Genomic DNA, 17,308 nt, shown 5'->3' with positions numbered 1-17,308 from the left:
TTGGTCTGGGATCAGGCGACGAAGTCGTCGTCGGTCAGGTCGCTGGTATTGACGCCTTCCAGCCGGACCGAGTTGTCCGAAGCGAAGGACAGGACCACATCAGCGCCGTCCTGCGCGACGCCCAGCGGACCGTCGAAGTCGCCGAAATCCAACTGGTCGAAGCCAGCCTGGAAGTCCTGAATGGTGTCGTTACCGAACTGGCCCTCGAACACGAAGGTGTCGTTGCCTGCGCCGCCGATCAGGATGTCATCGCCACCCTCACCGTTCAGCACATCGTCACCGGCCTGACCGTTCAGGGTGTTGGATCCCGAGTTGCCGGACAGAATGTCGTTGCCGCCATTCGGGCTGCCTGCGTTGTTCGAGCCGTTGATGTTTTCAAACCCGAAGACCTGATCCAGCGTGGCCCCGCCCGGCGCGTTGACCTGCGCAACCCCGTTGCCATCCTCATCGAGGTCCAGAACAACGCCCGGGCCTGCGGTGAACAGCGCGGTGTCGATGCCATCGCCGCCGATGATGATGTCGGCACCACCGAAGGAATGGATCGCATCGTTCCCGGCACCGCCGTCAAGGATGTTGAACTCGTTATTGCCCAGCAGCAGATCATCACCGCTGGTGCCGACGACGTTCTCGAAATCGTCGATTTCTGCAACGATCACCCCGTTCTGGATGATGGCGCCGTCCTGCGGACCTTCATCCCCATTGCCCGCCGGGTTCGGAGCTGGACCGCTGAGGTCCAGATCAACGGTGACACCGTTGAAACCCGACACGTCGATTGTGTCGCTGTCACCCGAGCCCACAACCCGCTCGATCGAGCTGAGGATGTCGGTTTCGATCTGGTTGTCGATGATATCCGCACCGACAACACCGGTGCCGCCTGTGGCGCCCACGTCCAGCGTCGCACCGGCATCGACCAGCGTGTCCTGAACCACCGGGCCGTTCTGACCGGCAGGGGCGTTGTGCAGGTGGATGGCCGAGACAGCACCCGGGATCGGGGTCAGCAGATCGGCTTCGTTCAGGCCGGTGACGCTGAGTTCGCTGGAATAGGTGACCTCACCGGTTTCCAGGTTCTGAACAACAACCGCCGTTGCGAAGCCGGTGGCATCGCTGTCGGACAGGGGCCCGGGTTCCTGCGCCGCATCCAGCGGACCGCTCAGGGTGATGGTGCGAATGCCGTCCACGGTATCGTCGCTGTCGACCAGCAACTGACCGCGAATTTCACCACCCGGGAAGTCGGCTGTGTGGATGTTGAAGTACAGGTTCTCGGCAGCAGCCTGTTCGACAAAGGCAGCACCGTCCGCAATGGCCGACCCGAACTGACCGGACGCGGTCACCGCCTGATTGACAACACTCACGTTGAACCCGGTGTCGCGGGTTGCGGTGCCGTTGCCGTTGGCGTCCAGATTGACGGTGACAGCCACATCCAGATCCGAGAAATCGGCTGTGTCGAACCCGTCTCCACCCTCGATGAAGTCGTTTCCAAGCCCACCGACGATCACGTTGTCACCGTCGCCGGTGATCAGAACGTCATCTCCGGCTCCGCCGTTGACGACACCGTTGATCTGACCGAGGTCTACAACGATGTCGTCTCCGGCACCCAGCAACACGTTACCATTTACCAAACCTTCGTCATCGTTAACGAATGTCACTGAGCCTGCCTCGGTTGCGTCAATCGCGTTGACCTGACCCGAGATTTCACCTTCGTTGATGATGGCACCCAGCAGGTTCACACCACCATCGATGCGGATACCTGCCGCCGCGTCGCTGTCTTCCGACCCTGCGATCACACCGCTGTTCTGCACCAGACCGGCAAAGCTGGCGTCCTCGACACTGCTGAACAGGCGCAGGCCGTCGCCGACCTGATTGCCTTCGGTTGCGTCGCCGCGACCCTGAAAGGTGCCTTCGTTGAAGATCGCGGCCGAAACCACATCTCCGTCCACGTCACCGGTTTGCAGCGACACGGCCGAGCCGTTGAAACCTTCGCCTGCATCCACCAGACCGGTGTTGGTGAAGCTATAGTTGTCGGCAGTGCCATCGGCATAAACCGTGCCGTTGCGCTGGTTGCCGGTGCCCAGAATGTCGCCTTCGTTGCGCACCTCCAGACCGCCACCGTCGATATTCAGCGCGCGGCTGTCCGAGGTCACGGTGCCGGTGTTCAGGAACATCCCGCCCGCGTGGTCGCCGGTTCCGAAATAGACACCGTTCTGAATACCCTCGATCAGGCCCGCATTGGTCAGCGTCCCCTGGAAATTCACGCCATTTACGACCCGCAGACCGGCGACCGTGCCATTGGCGCCTTCGGACGAAATCGTGCCGGTGTTGGTGATCGTTGCATCGGTTGTGCCCGCGTTACCCACGTTGCCGATCCGCACGCCGTCACCGGCCAGACCCAGCGCAGCGCCCGCGTTGCCGCGACCCTGAATGACTCCGTCATTGTCCAGCGTGAAGGTGTTCGCGCCATCCTCGGCACCACCGATTTCAACGCCGAAACCCGAGCCCTGATTGTGCTCGCCCGCGTCGATCAGGCCATTGGCCAGATTGCTGACCGAGAAGTCATCTGCCGTGCCGTCGGCATAAACCGTACCGTTGCGCTGATCGCCGGTGCCCAGAATATCGCCCCCGTTGACGAGATTCACACCGGTTCCGTCGATATTCACCGCGCGGCTGTCGGATTGGATGGTGCCAAAATTCAGCACGTCCAGATCATGCTCGGCCTCACCAATGTACAGGCCGTTGCGCACCCCCTCGATCACACCGGTCGAGGTGTTGAGGATACGCCCTTCAGCCGCAGCACCATCGGCAATGCGGATGCCGCCTGCAGTGCCCTGATTGCTTTCGGACGAGATCAGGCCGCTGTTGACGATATCGGTTTCCGAGATCGTACCCTCGGCCCCGTTGTTGATGCGGATGCCGTCACCCGCGCCCGGCGAGATCGAGGCCTCTTGCCCGCGGCCCTGAATGGTCGCGCCGAAGCCGTTGAACAGGGTGTTGGACACGCGGTCGCCAACCTCATTGCCGACCTGAAGCGAGATACCGGCCCCGTTGTTGCCCTCGCCCGCATCGATGGTGCCGCCCGAGAAGTTCGAGATGCTGACATCTTCGGCGGTAGAGTTGGTGTAGATCGTACCATTGCGCTGATCGCCGGTGCCGACAATATCACCAAAGTTGCGAACGCTGACGCCTTCGCCCTGAATATCGACCGCCCGGCTGTCCGATGAAATCACGCCGCCCCGGAAGTTGTCGAGCGTGCCCGAGCTGCCTACACCTGCGAACTGAACGCCGTTAAATTCGCCTGCGATCTCACCAAAGTTGCGGATATCGGCGCTGCCCGAGACCTGAATGCCGGTGGCCAGCGCGTCGGGGCCCGAGTTCGCCTGAATGCTGCCCGAGCGGAAATTGAACACCTGCGCGTTCTCACCTTCGACCGACACGGCAGCGGCGGCGTTGTTGGTGGTGATCTGACCAAAGTTCAGAAGACGCGCGAAGTCATTGTCCAGCACAAAGGCCGGTGTGTTGTCGACCACGGTGTTTTGAAAAAAACCGTTGGACAGCGTTTGCCCGTCGCGGACGGTTTCCTGCGCCAGTGACGAGGTCGTCAGCAATCTGGAGCGCAAACTTGCAAGAAATTCGGATAGCATCGGGTGTCTCCCTGCATGAGTTGAATTCAGGCGGAGGTCCAACCGGCTGGCCGTCTTTCCGCTGTCTCAACAGGTGCAGAGGGCGCGCGTTATTGGAAATTTTTCCTTTGAATGGGGGGCATAACCAACGCAAATACTCACGCAGTTCGCGAGGTTATGAGGGATAATATTATCGCGATTATAATGGTTTAGAATCTTGGACTTGCGACGCTGACTCTATTCACTGACGCGTCTTCACAAAAAAGTACGGATTTTCGACCGTATTCAGCCCCTCGGGGGTCGGTCAAATTCAGGTTGCTGTCGGTGAAGGAACAATGTTGCGCGGGCAGGGATCGCCCGGGTCTGTTTCTCAGCCATCCGTCGAAACGGGTGTCTTCACAAGCCGCGTGTTGCGCGATGCGACGGTGCCGCGTGGGGGTGTTGCGCAGACATGGTTGTTCATCACTTCGATGATCTCGGGATTGGGATATTGCGGTCGGGTGATCGCCCCAAGTTCCCGCATGTTGCCCTTGTCATCGAAGGGGATAAAGCACAGCCCGAACCCGTCGCGCTTGAACTGTTCTGCCGCGATGGCATTCACCATGGTACAGGCATCGCTTTCCGCCACATATCGGCAGACCGTTTCGAACCGTGCGGTCGTCACGTCGATGCCGGTTTCCTCAGCCCCCGCGCTGGATGGCTCGGGCAGGTCGCGCTCCAGATCGTAGCCGAAGGAAATCGGGAACCGGATCAACTGCGATGCCGGAACCTCATGCGCCCAGATGCTGGTTTTTCGGCTCAGCGGATGGTCCGTGCGCACACCCAGAAACAGCGGCTCGAGCCATAAAGAGGTAAAATCCAGCGGCTGTTTGGACCCGCCATAGATGCTGTCGAAGCTCTTGCGCGCGATGAAGGCCATGTCGACCGCGCGATCCTCGACCATCTTGGCCAGCGCTATCGGGTATTCCTCGACGATGATGATCTTGCGGTCGGCGACCGCCGTCGCGAACAACTCGCGAAAGTATGAGGACAGATACGCGGCCAGGGTCGGGGTCATGCCCAGCCGGATCGGCGGCAACTCGGTCGTCTGGTGACGTTGCGCGAGATCGCCGATCGTATCGACAATCTCAACGATCTGCGCGGCATGGGTGATCAACTCCTCACCGAAGGCCGTCAGGGAAACCCCGTCTTTGCCGCGTTCGAAAATCGGAACACCCAGTTCGGCCTCAAGCTTCTTGATCTGGTTCGAGAGGGCCGGTTGGCTGACAGCAACATCCTGAGATGCGCGCGTGAAGTTCCGGTGGGCAGCAACAGCAAGGACGTATTGAAGGTCTCGTAGGTTCATTTTCAAGGCTATGATCGAATGGTGACGCGGCAAAGGTGCGCCCATCGCAGGCATTAGGCAATGCGTGGCCGCCCATGTCTCGCGTTCGTGAAAAGCCGTGTGTTTGAGGGGCGCGCTCAGAGGTCTGGTTCGGGCTGCGGATTTCCGGTTTGCCCCATGTTGCGCTCGGCAGGCGGCCCTAAAATGCCGCCGGATCGGTCGCGGTCAGGACTTGGCCGCATAAAACGTGCATCGATTGGAATCCCGGCCGCTCATGGTAAGTTTCTGGTCCGCAATGTACCCGACGACCTGAACCCGCCCAAGAAGCAGGCCCCAATTGATCTCGCCCGACATTTTGCGCCCGTTCAAACGCCCCGAAAACTGCCCGCGAAACCCCTGCGATTGCTGAACGGGCCCGCTGTATCTGTTTCCCCCGGCGTGACCGACATTCAGGACCCCGGTGATCGTGGTCCGCCCCAACGCGCTGTTGGCCCCGCATCTCGTGGTAAAGCGCCACGTTCCGGACAGGTTACGGGGACCCAGCGCGATGGGTGGCGGCGGTGTGTACAGACGTTCATTGTCCGGGTCTGCGCGCCACGCGCCCAGCGCCACCTCGGACGCGGCGCGAAGACGTTGGCGTTGATCTCCGCTCAGGTATCCGGTCGCCTCGATGCCCTGGCTTTGTTGCCAGGCCCTTAGGGCTGCACGTGTGCCGCGTCCGGCGACACCGTCGATCCCGTTTGGATCGTATCCCAGCACCAAAAGGCGGGCCTGCAAATCGCGAATGGCTTGTTTATCAAGCCCCAGTGCCGCTTCGGTCGCCTCTGTCCCGCGTGTTATTGGCACAGGCGCAGCTGCAGTTTGCCCCGAATGCAATGGCGGCAGCGCTTTCTTGGCCGGTTCCTCTGCGACCGTCTCTGGCACAGTTCCGCTGCCGTCCAGACGGGCATTCAGCGCCGCCACGTCAATCGCGCCGACGGGTTCCGCCAGCAGCACACTGACGGCAAGGTCCGATGCGGGGTATTCGTTTACGATCCGGTCCAGAAGCTCTTTCACAGGGGCCAGAGAGGAGGGCGAACCATCTGCTTGCTGATAAAGGCGCTCGGCCTCGGCCAGCAGCGCCTCGGGGCTTTGTTGTGCTGCGGGACTGGACGCAAAAGCGAGTAAGAACGCCATTATCAGCCCAAAACGACCCAGCCAGCCAACCATGCCAGTACCTCTTAAAACAATCACATTACGATAATTGGAAAGCTTGCCATCGGAGTCAATGCTCGCCTACCGTTCCAATATGAGACCCGAGAGGTGCCTATGTACGAGTTCAGAGCCACGGTTATGGCCGCCGCTGCGCTGGCCATTTTGGCCACAGACACACTTGCCCAGACCGACACGGAAACCACCAACCGCCTGCTTGTTGACGCGATAACAGGCAGCAATGGGGCGTCAGATCCACTGTATCGCCGACGGTTGTTGTCGGCCATCGCCGAAGAATTCCCCGGCAGTGCGGCGGCAGGGTCTATCGCTGCTGGTGTGGTGAGCGTCCCGGGTCTTCCCGATGGGCCGGACTGGCACCAATTGCTGATACCGGACAGCGAAGTGACCGGTTTCAGGCATGGCGCGTTCCCGTCTCTGGGTCGGCAGATCACCCACCCGGGCATTGATATCGGCTTTCCCGGTCAGTCTGATTGCGGCGTGCCGGTCCTGGCACCGCTAACCGGCGAAGTGGTGCGGGTCGTCTCGGCGGATGTCTCGGATGAGGATCTGGCCCGCACCGGGATCGACAGGGCGCGCAACACCCGCGATCTGGACGACGAATCCGGGATCAGAAACGCAGTGGTCCTGCGGCACGAAACCAACGAAGGGGCGGTGTTCACCCTTTATCTGCACCTGCAACAGGCCCCAACTGATGCGAGCGGTACGCCATGGCGCGTCGGGATGACGGTCGGGGCAGGACAGCAGATCGGGCTGGTCGGTGAAACCGGCGCCGCAAAAGGGTGCCATCTGCATTTCGAGGCCCGCCGGTTCGAGGGGCGGTACAAGTACCTGCATCCCGAGTTCAACAACATTTATCCGGACGGAGATGTCTCTCGAAGCGCTGTCTTCGTCCGGGATTGGATCGAGCCTGACACTTTCCTGCGCCGCGCCTTCATCGCGCGTCATTTAGGGGCTGGGGGAAGTGTTCCGAATGCAGATAAGCCTGAGACGGCCATTGCAGATACCTCATCCGCGACGGAGGGGGCGCAATCGGGTTCCGAGTCTGAAAGCTGGATCGTCAGTTATCAGGCGCGCAGAACGGTGCAGCGTGGCGAAACCGCCGGGGATATCGCGCTCTTGGCTGACGGTTCGGCCCGCTACCGGGATCAACCTTTGTTTCCTGCAACCCGGAACCCGGCAGACACGGAGCTACGCCTGTTTTTGTCCCCCAAGGCGCAGCATGGTTTCATAGTGCAGTGGGACCATGATGGCGGAGGGCTGCGTGCCGGGCTGATTGACCTGAAGGCGCGGCAGATCGTCCGCAATGACTTCATTCCTGAAACCTCGATCCGTGGGCTTGCCGCGCCTCAGAATGTCAGGATCTTTATGATGCCGGTGGCGTGGTCGCCTGACGGGCGGTATCTGGCTTTCCCGCTTTCAGCGTCGGACTGGCAGGCTGATCCTGTCTTTGCAGACACGGCAACCGGCCAGTCGCATACGGTTCTGACCGATGATCTTAAGCCGGGTCAGTGGGCCGTTCCCAAACTCGATACTCTGGCCTGGGACGGCGAAGACCGGGTCGCGCTGAGCTACGACATCCTGAAATGCGCGGATGCCGGTTGCACGTCGCCCGAGGTGGCAGGCTCGATTGACGGCACGCACCGCATCAGTTCATTCGGGTTTGACACCGGGCAGTCCAAGCCGGAACGAAGCCCGCAAGAGACAGCTTCGGCACCAAACGATTGGGGGCCGGGTCTTGTTGCGGGTGTCGAGGTTGGTTTTGCCCCCTGCCGCGACGCGGCCAAGCAAGATGAGGCCTGCCTGAAGGCGCTGGGTCTGTCGCCCGAGGCGATTGCGTTCTCGTTCGCATCTGACAAGGATTATTCGGGATCGAGTGTCGGCAATCAGTTTCGAGAACTCGGGGCCGTTGATCTGGCAATATCGCAGTTCATTGGCAACACGGTCTACCACACGCCGGTTCTGGTGAACGGTGCCGTCGGGTTTCAGATTGTGCAGTATTCCAGCGATTTGCAGCAAACGTTTCGGGATCAGACCAGCCAAACGATGCTGCGCCGTTTTCCAAAAGCCGGCAATCTGGGCGGGATGGCGATACAATCCCATCGCCAACTTGAGGACGGAACGCAGCGATTCACCCTGATTGAATACGTGATTGACGGGTGCCGCGCCTGCGCCTTCCTTGGAAGCGCCGTTTCCTTTTTGGATATCGGCCCGGCAACCGGCAACCGGCTTGTGCGCCGTCCCATCGGGTTACTTCTGACGGACCCGAGCGATCCGCAGGAGAAAACGGCGGACGTTCTCAGCAAGCTGCCCGACCGGTTGCAATTCTCGCTGAACGCTTTGGGATATGACGCGGGCGAGATGGATGGATTTCCCGGTCCGCAGACCCGGCAGGCACTGATGCAGTTTCAGGCGGAACACTGCCTGCCGCCCACCGGGCAACCGGACCGGGCCACCGCCCAGGCGCTTGCGAAAGCAGACGGGTTCAGTGCGCCATGCGCAGGCACGCCGGTCCCCGATCAGATAGATGCCAACACACCTTTGCTCAACGGCGTTTATGTCGATGACCCGGCGCTTTGCGATACAGACAGCGTTCCGTACGAAACCGCCCATCTGCAGCAGCGGATTATCCGCGAAAACAACACTACGTGGGGGGTCGAAGGCCTTTGCACGACGCAACGGACTGACATTCGCGATGGAGTGACCCTGTTTCGCGGCACTTGTTCCGAAGGAGCGACCTCCAGCGAAGGCCGTTGGCGGTTCGACGTGCAATCGAACGAAAGTTTCGTCGATCTGGATATGCTGGCCGCCCTGCCACAGGATGCCGCGCCGCGCCGTTTCACTCGGTGTCCCGAGCAAAGCGCCTTGTACGCGGCCCATGGTTTTGACAGCGCCGCCGCATCTGGTAGCCAGCCCCGGTCAGAAGAACAGGCATCGAAGCTCGATGCTGAAAACCCGGATCTTGGCGCAATCGTCGCAGGTCTCGACTATCTGGGCGCAGCTGAAAAAGCCGCAACCACCGACGCGCTGCAAACGGCATTTATCCTCTTGCGGGGAATGGAGCCCGATGGAACCGCAGCGCGGCTTGGTCTAAGCGCGCAGGACTTTGCGACCCAACTTGCTCGCGACCCGCAAGGCATGCTGGCTGTCATCGGATCTGACGTCGTGATCAGCGCGGGCGAGGCGGTTCTGGCCGAAGCCGCGGGTGATCTGGTCTCGGGTTACATGTTCGGATCGGGTCCGTTGTCCGAGTTGCCAGATGAGTGGCGGGTTCCTCTGCAAGCTTTTGTCGATGCCACAATTGTCGAGGGCGCGGGGCTTGTCAGGGCTGGGACCGATCCCAGCGGCGCGTCCGTTGTGGGGCCTGTTGTCGACCGGCTTCACGACGTCCACGACATCTATCAGGCGACAAACGCGCTGTCGCGCACGCAGGCGACCGGTTTGTTTGCGGTTGCCAATGGGGCCGAGATATTAAGTCAGCTTGTCGAGGCGCATCCCGGTGATCGGACCGAGGCGCTGCGCGTGGACTGGTTCGCCTCGACCCGGGCAAACCTTGCCGACATTGTTGGCAAAGACGATGCCGTGGCGGCGTATCAGATAACCGTTCTGGGGTATCGCGCCCTGGAAGCCCTGGCCAGGGGGGATCAGGACACCGCACGTGTAGATATCGCACGGATGCGCGCGGCGGGGGATGCAGAACAGGGGCTGACCCCGCTATCTGCCGAAGGGCCGATCGACTTGTTGGTGAAGCTTGCCAGCGGAGGCAACGATGCGCCGAAAGTTCTGGTTGAAACATTCCTCAGATCGACCGCGCTGAGCACATTGGATGCGTCTGCCGACAGTGAACCCCAACAGGACACCGCCGAAGTTCCTGAAAGCTGGCAGACCGGGGCTGCGGTTGCGGCTGTTCTGCGCGATATCGCCCGGGCGTATCCGGCCCAAACGCTTGAAGGCTGTACACAGGCCCACGGCCCGATATCGGTCGATTTCCGCCGCAAGCTGTTCGGTGACGTTTCGATGGAGGTTGTCGATCCGCAGGGTCGCAGGTCTATGAAACCCGTAACGCAGCAAATGGTTGAGGGGGACCGCTTTTGTCTGAACCCGCGTGTGGCCTACTGCGCGATGCATGACTATCAGCTCTACTACTGCGGGTCGGGTGAGACGTTGTTCCTGAACCATGGCGGTGCGTTCTCTGGTTCATTTCAGGTGGCCAGTGTCGTGGAAAAGCCCCGGAACCCGATTGTGAGCGAGACTGTCACAGCCGAGATTTATGGCCGGAACATGCCCGATATCTTCTCGGAAAAGGGGCGCTGTGCGCTGTCGAACGGTTGGGCTGATGCGACCGGATTCCGCTGGAATGGGGCCTGCAACAACAACCGGGCGTCCGGGCCGGGAATGATCGAGTGGACGCGGGGCCCGGAAGTGATCTGGCGCACGCGTGTCGGTCCGAACTGGGGAATGGCGCTGTCGGACGGGGTATTGCGGTACGATGTTGACCTGAATGACTTCAAGTTCAGCCTTGTCAGCTGTGATCAGGCGTCATCGGGATACCGGGCCGTCAGCGTCGACACGCCGCGCGGAACGCCGGAGGTTTATTTTGAAAACAGTTGGGTGGTGCAGGAACTGATGGGACGGGGGGCCTTGTTCGCTCAGGCCGAATGCCCTGTGCGCGCGAAGGGGTTTGAGAACATTGTCGTCACTATCCAGCGGGACGGCGCGCAAGTTGTGCGGGGCCGAAATTATGACCGGGATACGCTGACCTGGCGCGAGTTTTACAACCCGGTTCAAACCGCGATGCAGAACACGTTGCGACAGCAGGAACAGACGCGTGTCGCAAACGAAAGGCAAGCGGCGGCGCAGGCCAAGGCGGACGCGCTCGCTGCCGAACTGCAGCGCCGCCGCGCGGCAATCGTCGCCCGGGCCGAGGGGTTTATCGCAACCGGGCGGGGCAGTCTGGACGACCTCGCCGCCGCGCTCGAGGTGGATCATATCGGGACATTGGATCGCCTCGAACGCGGTGCCAGGCTGTTGCTCGGGCCTGTCAACGGTTTGGCAACGGTCACGCATGACGGAGAGCGGCGCTATCAGGTGAAGCACGTCGCAGTGTCCCCGTTTGCGAGGCTGGAGCAGGAGTTCAGGTCGCAACAGGACTTCTCGTGGCAGAATTGGATGGAGACGACACAGGCTGCCGTACCAGCACGAACCGAAGTCGCCTGTCTGTTCAAGAACGTGGGCGATGTGCCGAGAGAGGTACGCGAGGTGAGAACCGCCCTGATATCCTTTTCCCGCGGCAGCAATGCGACCCTGATTTCCCTGTCCTGCGAATAGCAGCCGGGGTTCAGCCCAGCAGTTTGGCTGCTTGAGGCGGCGCTGCCGCTACAGGCGCGGCTGAGGGATCGTCGTTCTCTGGGCCGTTTTGCTCAACCGAAGCAGGACGGGCAGCGACCGCGCCTCTCACACCTGCTCAGGCAGCAATCCTGCGGGGATGTCCTGATAGCAGACCGGGCGCAGGAAGCGGCGGATTGACAGGGTTCCGACGGATGTTGCGCCGAAATTGGTCGATGCCGGATAGGGGCCGCCATGGACCATGCTGTCGCAGACCTCAACGCCCGTTGGGAAGCTGTTGGCCAGCAACCTGCCTGCCTTGCGTTCCAGCAATGGCAGCAGAGCCTGCGCGTCGGCAGTGTCGCCGTCGTCCAGATGCAGGGTGCAGGTAAGTTGCCCTTCGATGGCGCGGGCGATTTGTTGCATTTGGGCAGCATCGCGCACGCGCACTACGATACCCAGCGGGCCAAACACCTCTGCCTGCAGCTTGTGATCGGCCAGCCAGTCATCGCCGGAGACCGTGAACAGGTACGGCGCGGCCTCACGGGCCGCGCAGCTTGTGCCCATCACCTGCGTCACGCCGGTGCCAGCGGCCACGCGGGCGACGCCGTCGCGATAGGCGTCGGCAATGCCGTCGGTCAGCATCGTTTGGTTGGCGGTGGCGGACAGGCCTGCCTCGGCGGCGGTCTGGAAGGCATCGGCCTCGGGGCCGCCGATGATCACCGCGATGCCGGGGTTGGTGCAGAACTGACCTGCGCCCATGGTCAGCGAAGCCGCCCAACCGGTGCCGATCTCGGCCCCACGCTCGGCAGCGGCTTGCGGCAGGATGAACATCGGATTGACCGAGCCCAGTTCGCCAAAGAACGGGATGGGCTCATCGCGCTGGGCGTACAGGTCGAACAGCGCGCGGCCACCGCTCAGACTGCCGGTAAAGCCCACGGCCCGGATCAGCGGGTGCTGCACCAGACGGGTGCCCACATCGCGCTTGCCGCCCTGCACCAACGAGAACACGCCGGGGTGAACCCCTGTCGCCTTGATCGCGGCGTCGATGGCCTGCGCGACGATCTCGCCCGTGCCGGGATGGGCCGAATGGCCTTTGACGACAACGGGGCATCCTGCAGCCAGTGCCGCGGCGGTATCGCCCCCCGCAACCGAGAAGGCCAGCGGGAAGTTCGATGCACCAAACACCGCCAAGGGACCCAGAGGGCGCTGGATCATGCGCAAGTCGGGCCGGGGCAGGGGCGCGCGGTCGGGCATGGCCGGGTCGTGGCGCATGTCGAGATAATCGCCCTGTTCAACGTGGTCCGCGAACAGGCGCAGCTGGCCCACGGTGCGGCCACGTTCACCCTGCAGGCGCGCTTCGGGCAGGCCGGTTTCCTGCGTTCCGATCTCGGTGATGGTATCGCCGCGTGCGTCGATCTCATCCGCGATCTTGCGTAGAAGAGCGGCGCGCTCAGCGCGCGAGGACCACCCGAAAGTGGCAAACGCAGACTCGGCCGCTTCCACTGCGGTATCGACCAATGCCGCTGTTCCGACAGAAAAATCATGGCTTGGTCCATGCGCGGGTTCGGAAGCAAAAGTCGCATCTGCGCCGACCCTTTCTCCAGCGATCAGGTGTTTTCCAGTCAACATATTCGTTCTCTCTTACAGCAGGCCGCGATGGGCGAGGTTTCGCATCAGATGTGACGCCCCGAAGGTCCATTCGGCGCATTCGGTCGACAGGCGCACTGTGTTTGTCAGTGCCCCAAGTTGTGTATTGGCAATGGTGACGACGTCGCCGAGTTTGTGCGTGAACCCGCCGCCGGGGGTATCCCGGTCCTGGGTCGGGGCGAAAAGCGTGCCGAGAAACAGCATCAGTCCGTCAGGATATTGGTGGTGACGCCCGATTGTCTGCTTCACAAGATCCGCAGGATCGCGGCTGATCTGGGACATCGACGAGCTGCCGTTCAGAACAAATCCATCCGGTCCGGTGACGGTTAGCGTCAGTTCAGCCTGACGTACATCGTCCAGAGTGAACCCATCATCGAACAGCCGGATCATCGGTCCGATCGCGCAGGATGCGTTGTTGTCCTTGGCCTTGCTCAGCAACAGGGCCGAGCGTCCTTCGACATCGCGCAAGTTCACGTCATTGCCCAGCGTAGCGCCTTTGATGTCGCCTTTCGAGGTGACGGCCAGAACCACCTCGGGTTCGGGGTTGTTCCAGGTCGAGATCGGGTGCAGTCCGATTTCCGCCCCGAACCCGACCGAAGACAGAACCTGCGCTTTGGAAAACACTTCGGCATCGGGGCCGATGCCGACCTCAAGGTACTGGCTCCATAACCCTTCTTCGATCAGCGCCTGTTTCACATCCGCCGCCGCGTCCGAGCCGGGCACAATATTGGACAGGCTGTCGCCGATGCGCGCGCCGATGCGGGACCGGATGGCGTCGGCCTTTGCCGGATCGCCGGCGGCCTGTTCCTCGATCACGCGTTCGACCATCGAACCAGCGAAGGTCACGCCGCAGGCTTTGACCGGTTGCAGGTCGCAGGGGGCGAGCCAATGATGATCCGCACCCAACGGGCCCAGAATCTCACCCGGTGCGGAGCGCGTATAGGCGGCGGCATCGTCGCGTTCCAGAACATCCCGCACCGTCGGCGCTTGTTTCGAGGTGATGTCGAACACTTGCCCGTCGCGCACAGTCACCACGCAGGGGCCAACCCCCGGCCGCTCAACACGCCCAAGCCACAGCCCGGATGAGTCCAGTTTCGGAAAAGTCATCTTAATCCCTGAGATTGTAGGCTCGGGCGGCGTTGCCGCCCAGAACCGCATTGCGGTCGGCTTCGGTCAGCTCCTGCAACAGCAAGTTGGTCGTATTCAGCCAACGCTCATAACTGCTGGCCAGAGTGCTGACCGGCCAGTCACTGCCCCAGATCAGGCGCGACGGGCCAAAAGTATCCAGCAGATGCTCGACGTAAGGTTTAAGGCTGTCGACCGTCCAATCCGGCCCGGCTTCGGTGACCAGACCGGACAGCTTGCACCAGGCGTCCGTGTCGCGGGCGAGGGCGGCCATGTCTTCGGCCCAGCCTTCGATCACCCCATCGCGGATCAGCGGTTTGGACCCGTGATCAATCACCACACGCATCTTCGGAAAACGCTCCAGAAGCTGCCGCAAAGGGGGAAGGTGACGGGGCAGGGTCAGCGCATCGAAGGTCAGGTCGTGCTGTTGCAGGGCTTCGAAGGCCGGGGTCAAAGCGTCGTCAAGCATCCAGTACGGGTTCCCGATGTCCTGAATCATCGGTCGCAGCCCGACAAGGGCCGGATGGGCAGCCAGCGCGGCAATTCTTGCCGGGGCATCAGCCGCTTCGAAGTCGACCCAGCCGACAACGCCTTTGATAAATGGCGTGTCGTCGGCCAGGGACAGCATGTATTCCGTTTCGGCCACCGTTGGGGCGGCCTGCACCAGTACGGTGCCGGCGATGTCTGCCTTTACAAGCAAGGGCGCAAGATCATCCGGTGTGAAATCGCGGTAGATTGCGGCAAGGTCCGGTGTCAGCCAGCCATAATCGCCCCGCGCCAACACCCAGAAATGCTGGTGCGCGTCAATCCTCATCCGATCACGCCCTTTTTCAGGATGATATTGCCATAGAGCCTGCGCTCACCCGTCTGCACAATCGCAAAACCGCGGGCGGCGCGGTCGTAGAAGGCGAACCGCTCCAGTCCCTGAATCCGGACCGGGTTGTCGGCGACGGCGTTGATAATGGCCTGAAAATCGGTCACGGCGTCGGACACCGCGTCCGGGTCCCCGACCACCTGCATGGTCAGCGCCGGATCGGGGACGAAACTGTCCAGTGGCATGACAGAGAGCACCGCCTGAAGAATGTCACTGGCCGAGGACCCATCTGCCCGTATGCAGGCCGGGCCAATGCTGGAGCCCGGAAAGTTTGCATCCGCGATAACGATTTCGTCGCCATGCCCCATCGCGCGCAAGGCGTGCAGCAGGTCGGGTGACAAAAGTGGATCGATGTTACGCAGCATCGGCGGCCTCGCTCGGTAACGGTGCGTCCGGGCGGATCAGCGCCTCGGACCTCAGATCGGACCAGAGGCCCGGCGGAATCTCGTGGGCCATCAATGCGACGTTCGATTGCACTTCGGCGGCGTTAACAGCGCCGGGGATCACCGTTTTGACGCAGGGATGACCCAGAACAAATTGCAGCGCAGCCGCTATCAGCGGCGTGTTGTGCGCCGCGCAGACAGCTTCGATCTTGCGAACCCGGTCCAGAATGCCCTGCGGCGCGTCCGCGTAATTGTACTTTGCGCCGGGCACTGCACCAGTGGCGAGAATGCCCGAATTATACGGCCCGCCCAGAATGATCCCGACATCGCGCTCTTCACAAAGCGGCAGAAAGCTGTCGAGCGCCTCTTGCTCGAGCAACGTATAGCGTCCGGCCAGCAGGAAGCCGTCAAAATCGCCCAGCCCCAGCAGTTTTTCGCAGACCTGCCATTCGTTTACGCCCGCGCCGATTGCGGCGACCTCACCAGCGTCGCGCAGTTCGGTCAGCGCCTTGTAGCCGCCGCCATCGAACAGTTCGCGCACTTTGGCGTCCGACATTTCCTGGCTGCCCTGGCTGAAGACGCAGACATCGTGCACCAGCAGGATATCGGCGTTGGACACACCAATCCGCGCGCGGCTGGCCTCGTACGAGCGCATGACGCCGTCATAGGTATAGTCAAACACGATCCGTTTCTGGGGAACATCAACAAAGGCCTCGGGCGTCACCTCATGCGGTTCGCAATCCAGCAGCAAGCGCCCGATCTTGGTCGACAGCTGCATGTTTTCGCGGCCAAAACGGGCAATCGCTTCGCCAAAGCGATGTTCGGACCGGCCGAGCCCATATTGCGGCGCAGTATCGAAAAACCGGATGCCTGCATCATAGGCAGCCTGCAATGCTGCCTGGGCATCTTCGTCCGAAACCTTGCGGTACAGGTTCCCCAGCGGGGCGCCGCCAAACCCCATGCGGGTCAGGGGAACGGGTCGCGCCGTGCGGGTATTGAGCAATTCTGTCTGAGAAACGGTCATCCTGCCTCGCTATTGGTATGTGGGCTAAGGTTGAACAAATAGGGCTGCTGAACCTGCAGCTGTTCGATACGAGGCAACAACTGGCCAAGATGGGCGCGCATTGCGTCCTGCGCCGCCTGTTCGTCGCGGTTGCTGATGGCGTCGAAGATTGCCCGGTGTTCGGCCAGTGTTTCGGCAATCCGGCCGGCTGTCGGCAATAGCAGCATCCGGGCGCGGCTGACTTGCAGCGAAACGGTCTGAGCCACATCGGCGAGGCGGCGGAAGCCGGTGAATTCCATCAGCAGGCTGTGGAACTCTTCGTCTGCCTGGTAAAAACCGGCGATGTCCTCGTCTTCAATCAGCAACTCCTGCAGGCGCATGTTGCGGCTCAGCCGTTTGCGTTGATCATCGGTCAGGTCGCGGGCCACCTTGGCGACGGTGGCCAGTTCAAGCGCTTCGCGCAGAAAGACGCCCTCGCGGATTTCGTCCATCGAAAAATAAGATACGCGGGTGCCCGATTGCGGCACAACGTCCACCAACCCCTCTGATGACAACCGGGCAATCGCATCCGCAACAGGGGCGCGCGATACGCCCAGGCGTTCGCAAACGGGGGCCTTTCGCAGGATCGCGCCGGGCGGAAAATCCAACGCCAGAATCGCTTGTTTCAGCGAGTGGTGAACCCGTTGGGTCAGGGACCCTTCGGTCGTCGTGATCTCGGGCAACAGTGCGGCGTCAATGTCTTGGAACTTGTTCATTCTTGAGTAATTAGCATTCTAACATGTTAGTTGACAAGAGGGTATA

General features: G+C 61.5%; 10 protein-coding genes. 1 reads left to right on the top strand and 9 read right to left on the bottom strand.

Annotated features, from left to right (window positions below):
* Positions 1-11 precede the first annotated feature (11 nt).
* The 3 genes from ACR0K1_RS12355 to ACR0K1_RS12345 all read right to left on the bottom strand — a co-directional run bounded on the left by ACR0K1_RS12355 (position 12) and on the right by ACR0K1_RS12345 (position 6,147).
* Complete coding sequence (locus ACR0K1_RS12355) at positions 12-3,635, bottom strand: beta strand repeat-containing protein (RefSeq protein ID WP_480850841.1); 3,624 nt, start codon at positions 3,633-3,635, stop codon at positions 12-14.
* A gap of 349 nt (positions 3,636-3,984) precedes the next feature.
* Positions 3,985-4,959, bottom strand: coding sequence for a LysR family transcriptional regulator (locus tag ACR0K1_RS12350; protein WP_480612633.1), 975 nt, complete (start codon positions 4,957-4,959; stop codon positions 3,985-3,987).
* 204 nt (positions 4,960-5,163) lie between these two features.
* Positions 5,164-6,147 (bottom strand): peptidoglycan-binding domain-containing protein, encoded by a 984-nt coding sequence (locus ACR0K1_RS12345; RefSeq protein WP_480612632.1) that lies wholly within the window; start codon positions 6,145-6,147, stop codon positions 5,164-5,166.
* A gap of 99 nt (positions 6,148-6,246) precedes the next feature.
* On the opposite strand from ACR0K1_RS12345, the gene ACR0K1_RS12340 reads away from it, so the two are divergent.
* Positions 6,247-11,475, top strand: coding sequence for a peptidoglycan-binding protein (locus ACR0K1_RS12340; protein WP_480850839.1), 5,229 nt, complete (start codon positions 6,247-6,249; stop codon positions 11,473-11,475).
* A gap of 126 nt (positions 11,476-11,601) precedes the next feature.
* Here ACR0K1_RS12340 and ACR0K1_RS12335 read toward each other — a convergent pair whose 3' ends face one another.
* Genes ACR0K1_RS12335 through ACR0K1_RS12310 form a run of 6 tightly spaced genes read right to left on the bottom strand, consistent with a single transcriptional unit; the run spans position 11,602 to position 17,262 of the window.
* Positions 11,602-13,104 carry an aldehyde dehydrogenase (NADP(+)) gene (locus ACR0K1_RS12335; RefSeq protein WP_480850837.1) on the bottom strand — a complete coding sequence of 501 codons (1,503 nt, stop codon included), beginning with the start codon at positions 13,102-13,104 and terminating at the stop codon, positions 11,602-11,604.
* Positions 13,105-13,116: 12 nt separating this feature from the next.
* A complete protein-coding gene (locus ACR0K1_RS12330) occupies positions 13,117-14,229 on the bottom strand; it encodes a fumarylacetoacetate hydrolase family protein (protein WP_480850835.1) in 1,113 nt (370 codons plus the stop codon).
* A 1-nt stretch (position 14,230) separates the two neighbouring features.
* On the bottom strand, positions 14,231-15,061 hold the full coding sequence (locus ACR0K1_RS12325; RefSeq protein WP_480612628.1) for an amidohydrolase family protein: 831 nt from the start codon (positions 15,059-15,061) through the stop codon (positions 14,231-14,233).
* Positions 15,058-15,486 carry an RbsD/FucU family protein gene (locus ACR0K1_RS12320; protein ID WP_480612627.1) on the bottom strand — a complete coding sequence of 143 codons (429 nt, stop codon included), beginning with the start codon at positions 15,484-15,486 and terminating at the stop codon, positions 15,058-15,060. The genes ACR0K1_RS12325 and ACR0K1_RS12320 overlap by 4 nt, the downstream gene beginning before the upstream one ends.
* Complete coding sequence (locus ACR0K1_RS12315) at positions 15,476-16,528, bottom strand: aldo/keto reductase (RefSeq protein ID WP_480612626.1); 1,053 nt, start codon at positions 16,526-16,528, stop codon at positions 15,476-15,478. The genes ACR0K1_RS12320 and ACR0K1_RS12315 overlap by 11 nt, the downstream gene beginning before the upstream one ends.
* Positions 16,525-17,262, bottom strand: a complete 738-nt coding sequence (locus tag ACR0K1_RS12310; protein ID WP_480612625.1) for a GntR family transcriptional regulator — start codon at positions 17,260-17,262, stop codon at positions 16,525-16,527. Before ACR0K1_RS12310 ends, ACR0K1_RS12315 begins: the two co-directional genes overlap by 4 nt.
* Positions 17,263-17,308: the final 46 nt, after the last annotated feature.

This window comes from Ruegeria sp. F5 (genome assembly GCF_056533845.1).
This window is presented reverse-complemented; position numbering and strand designations above follow the sequence as displayed.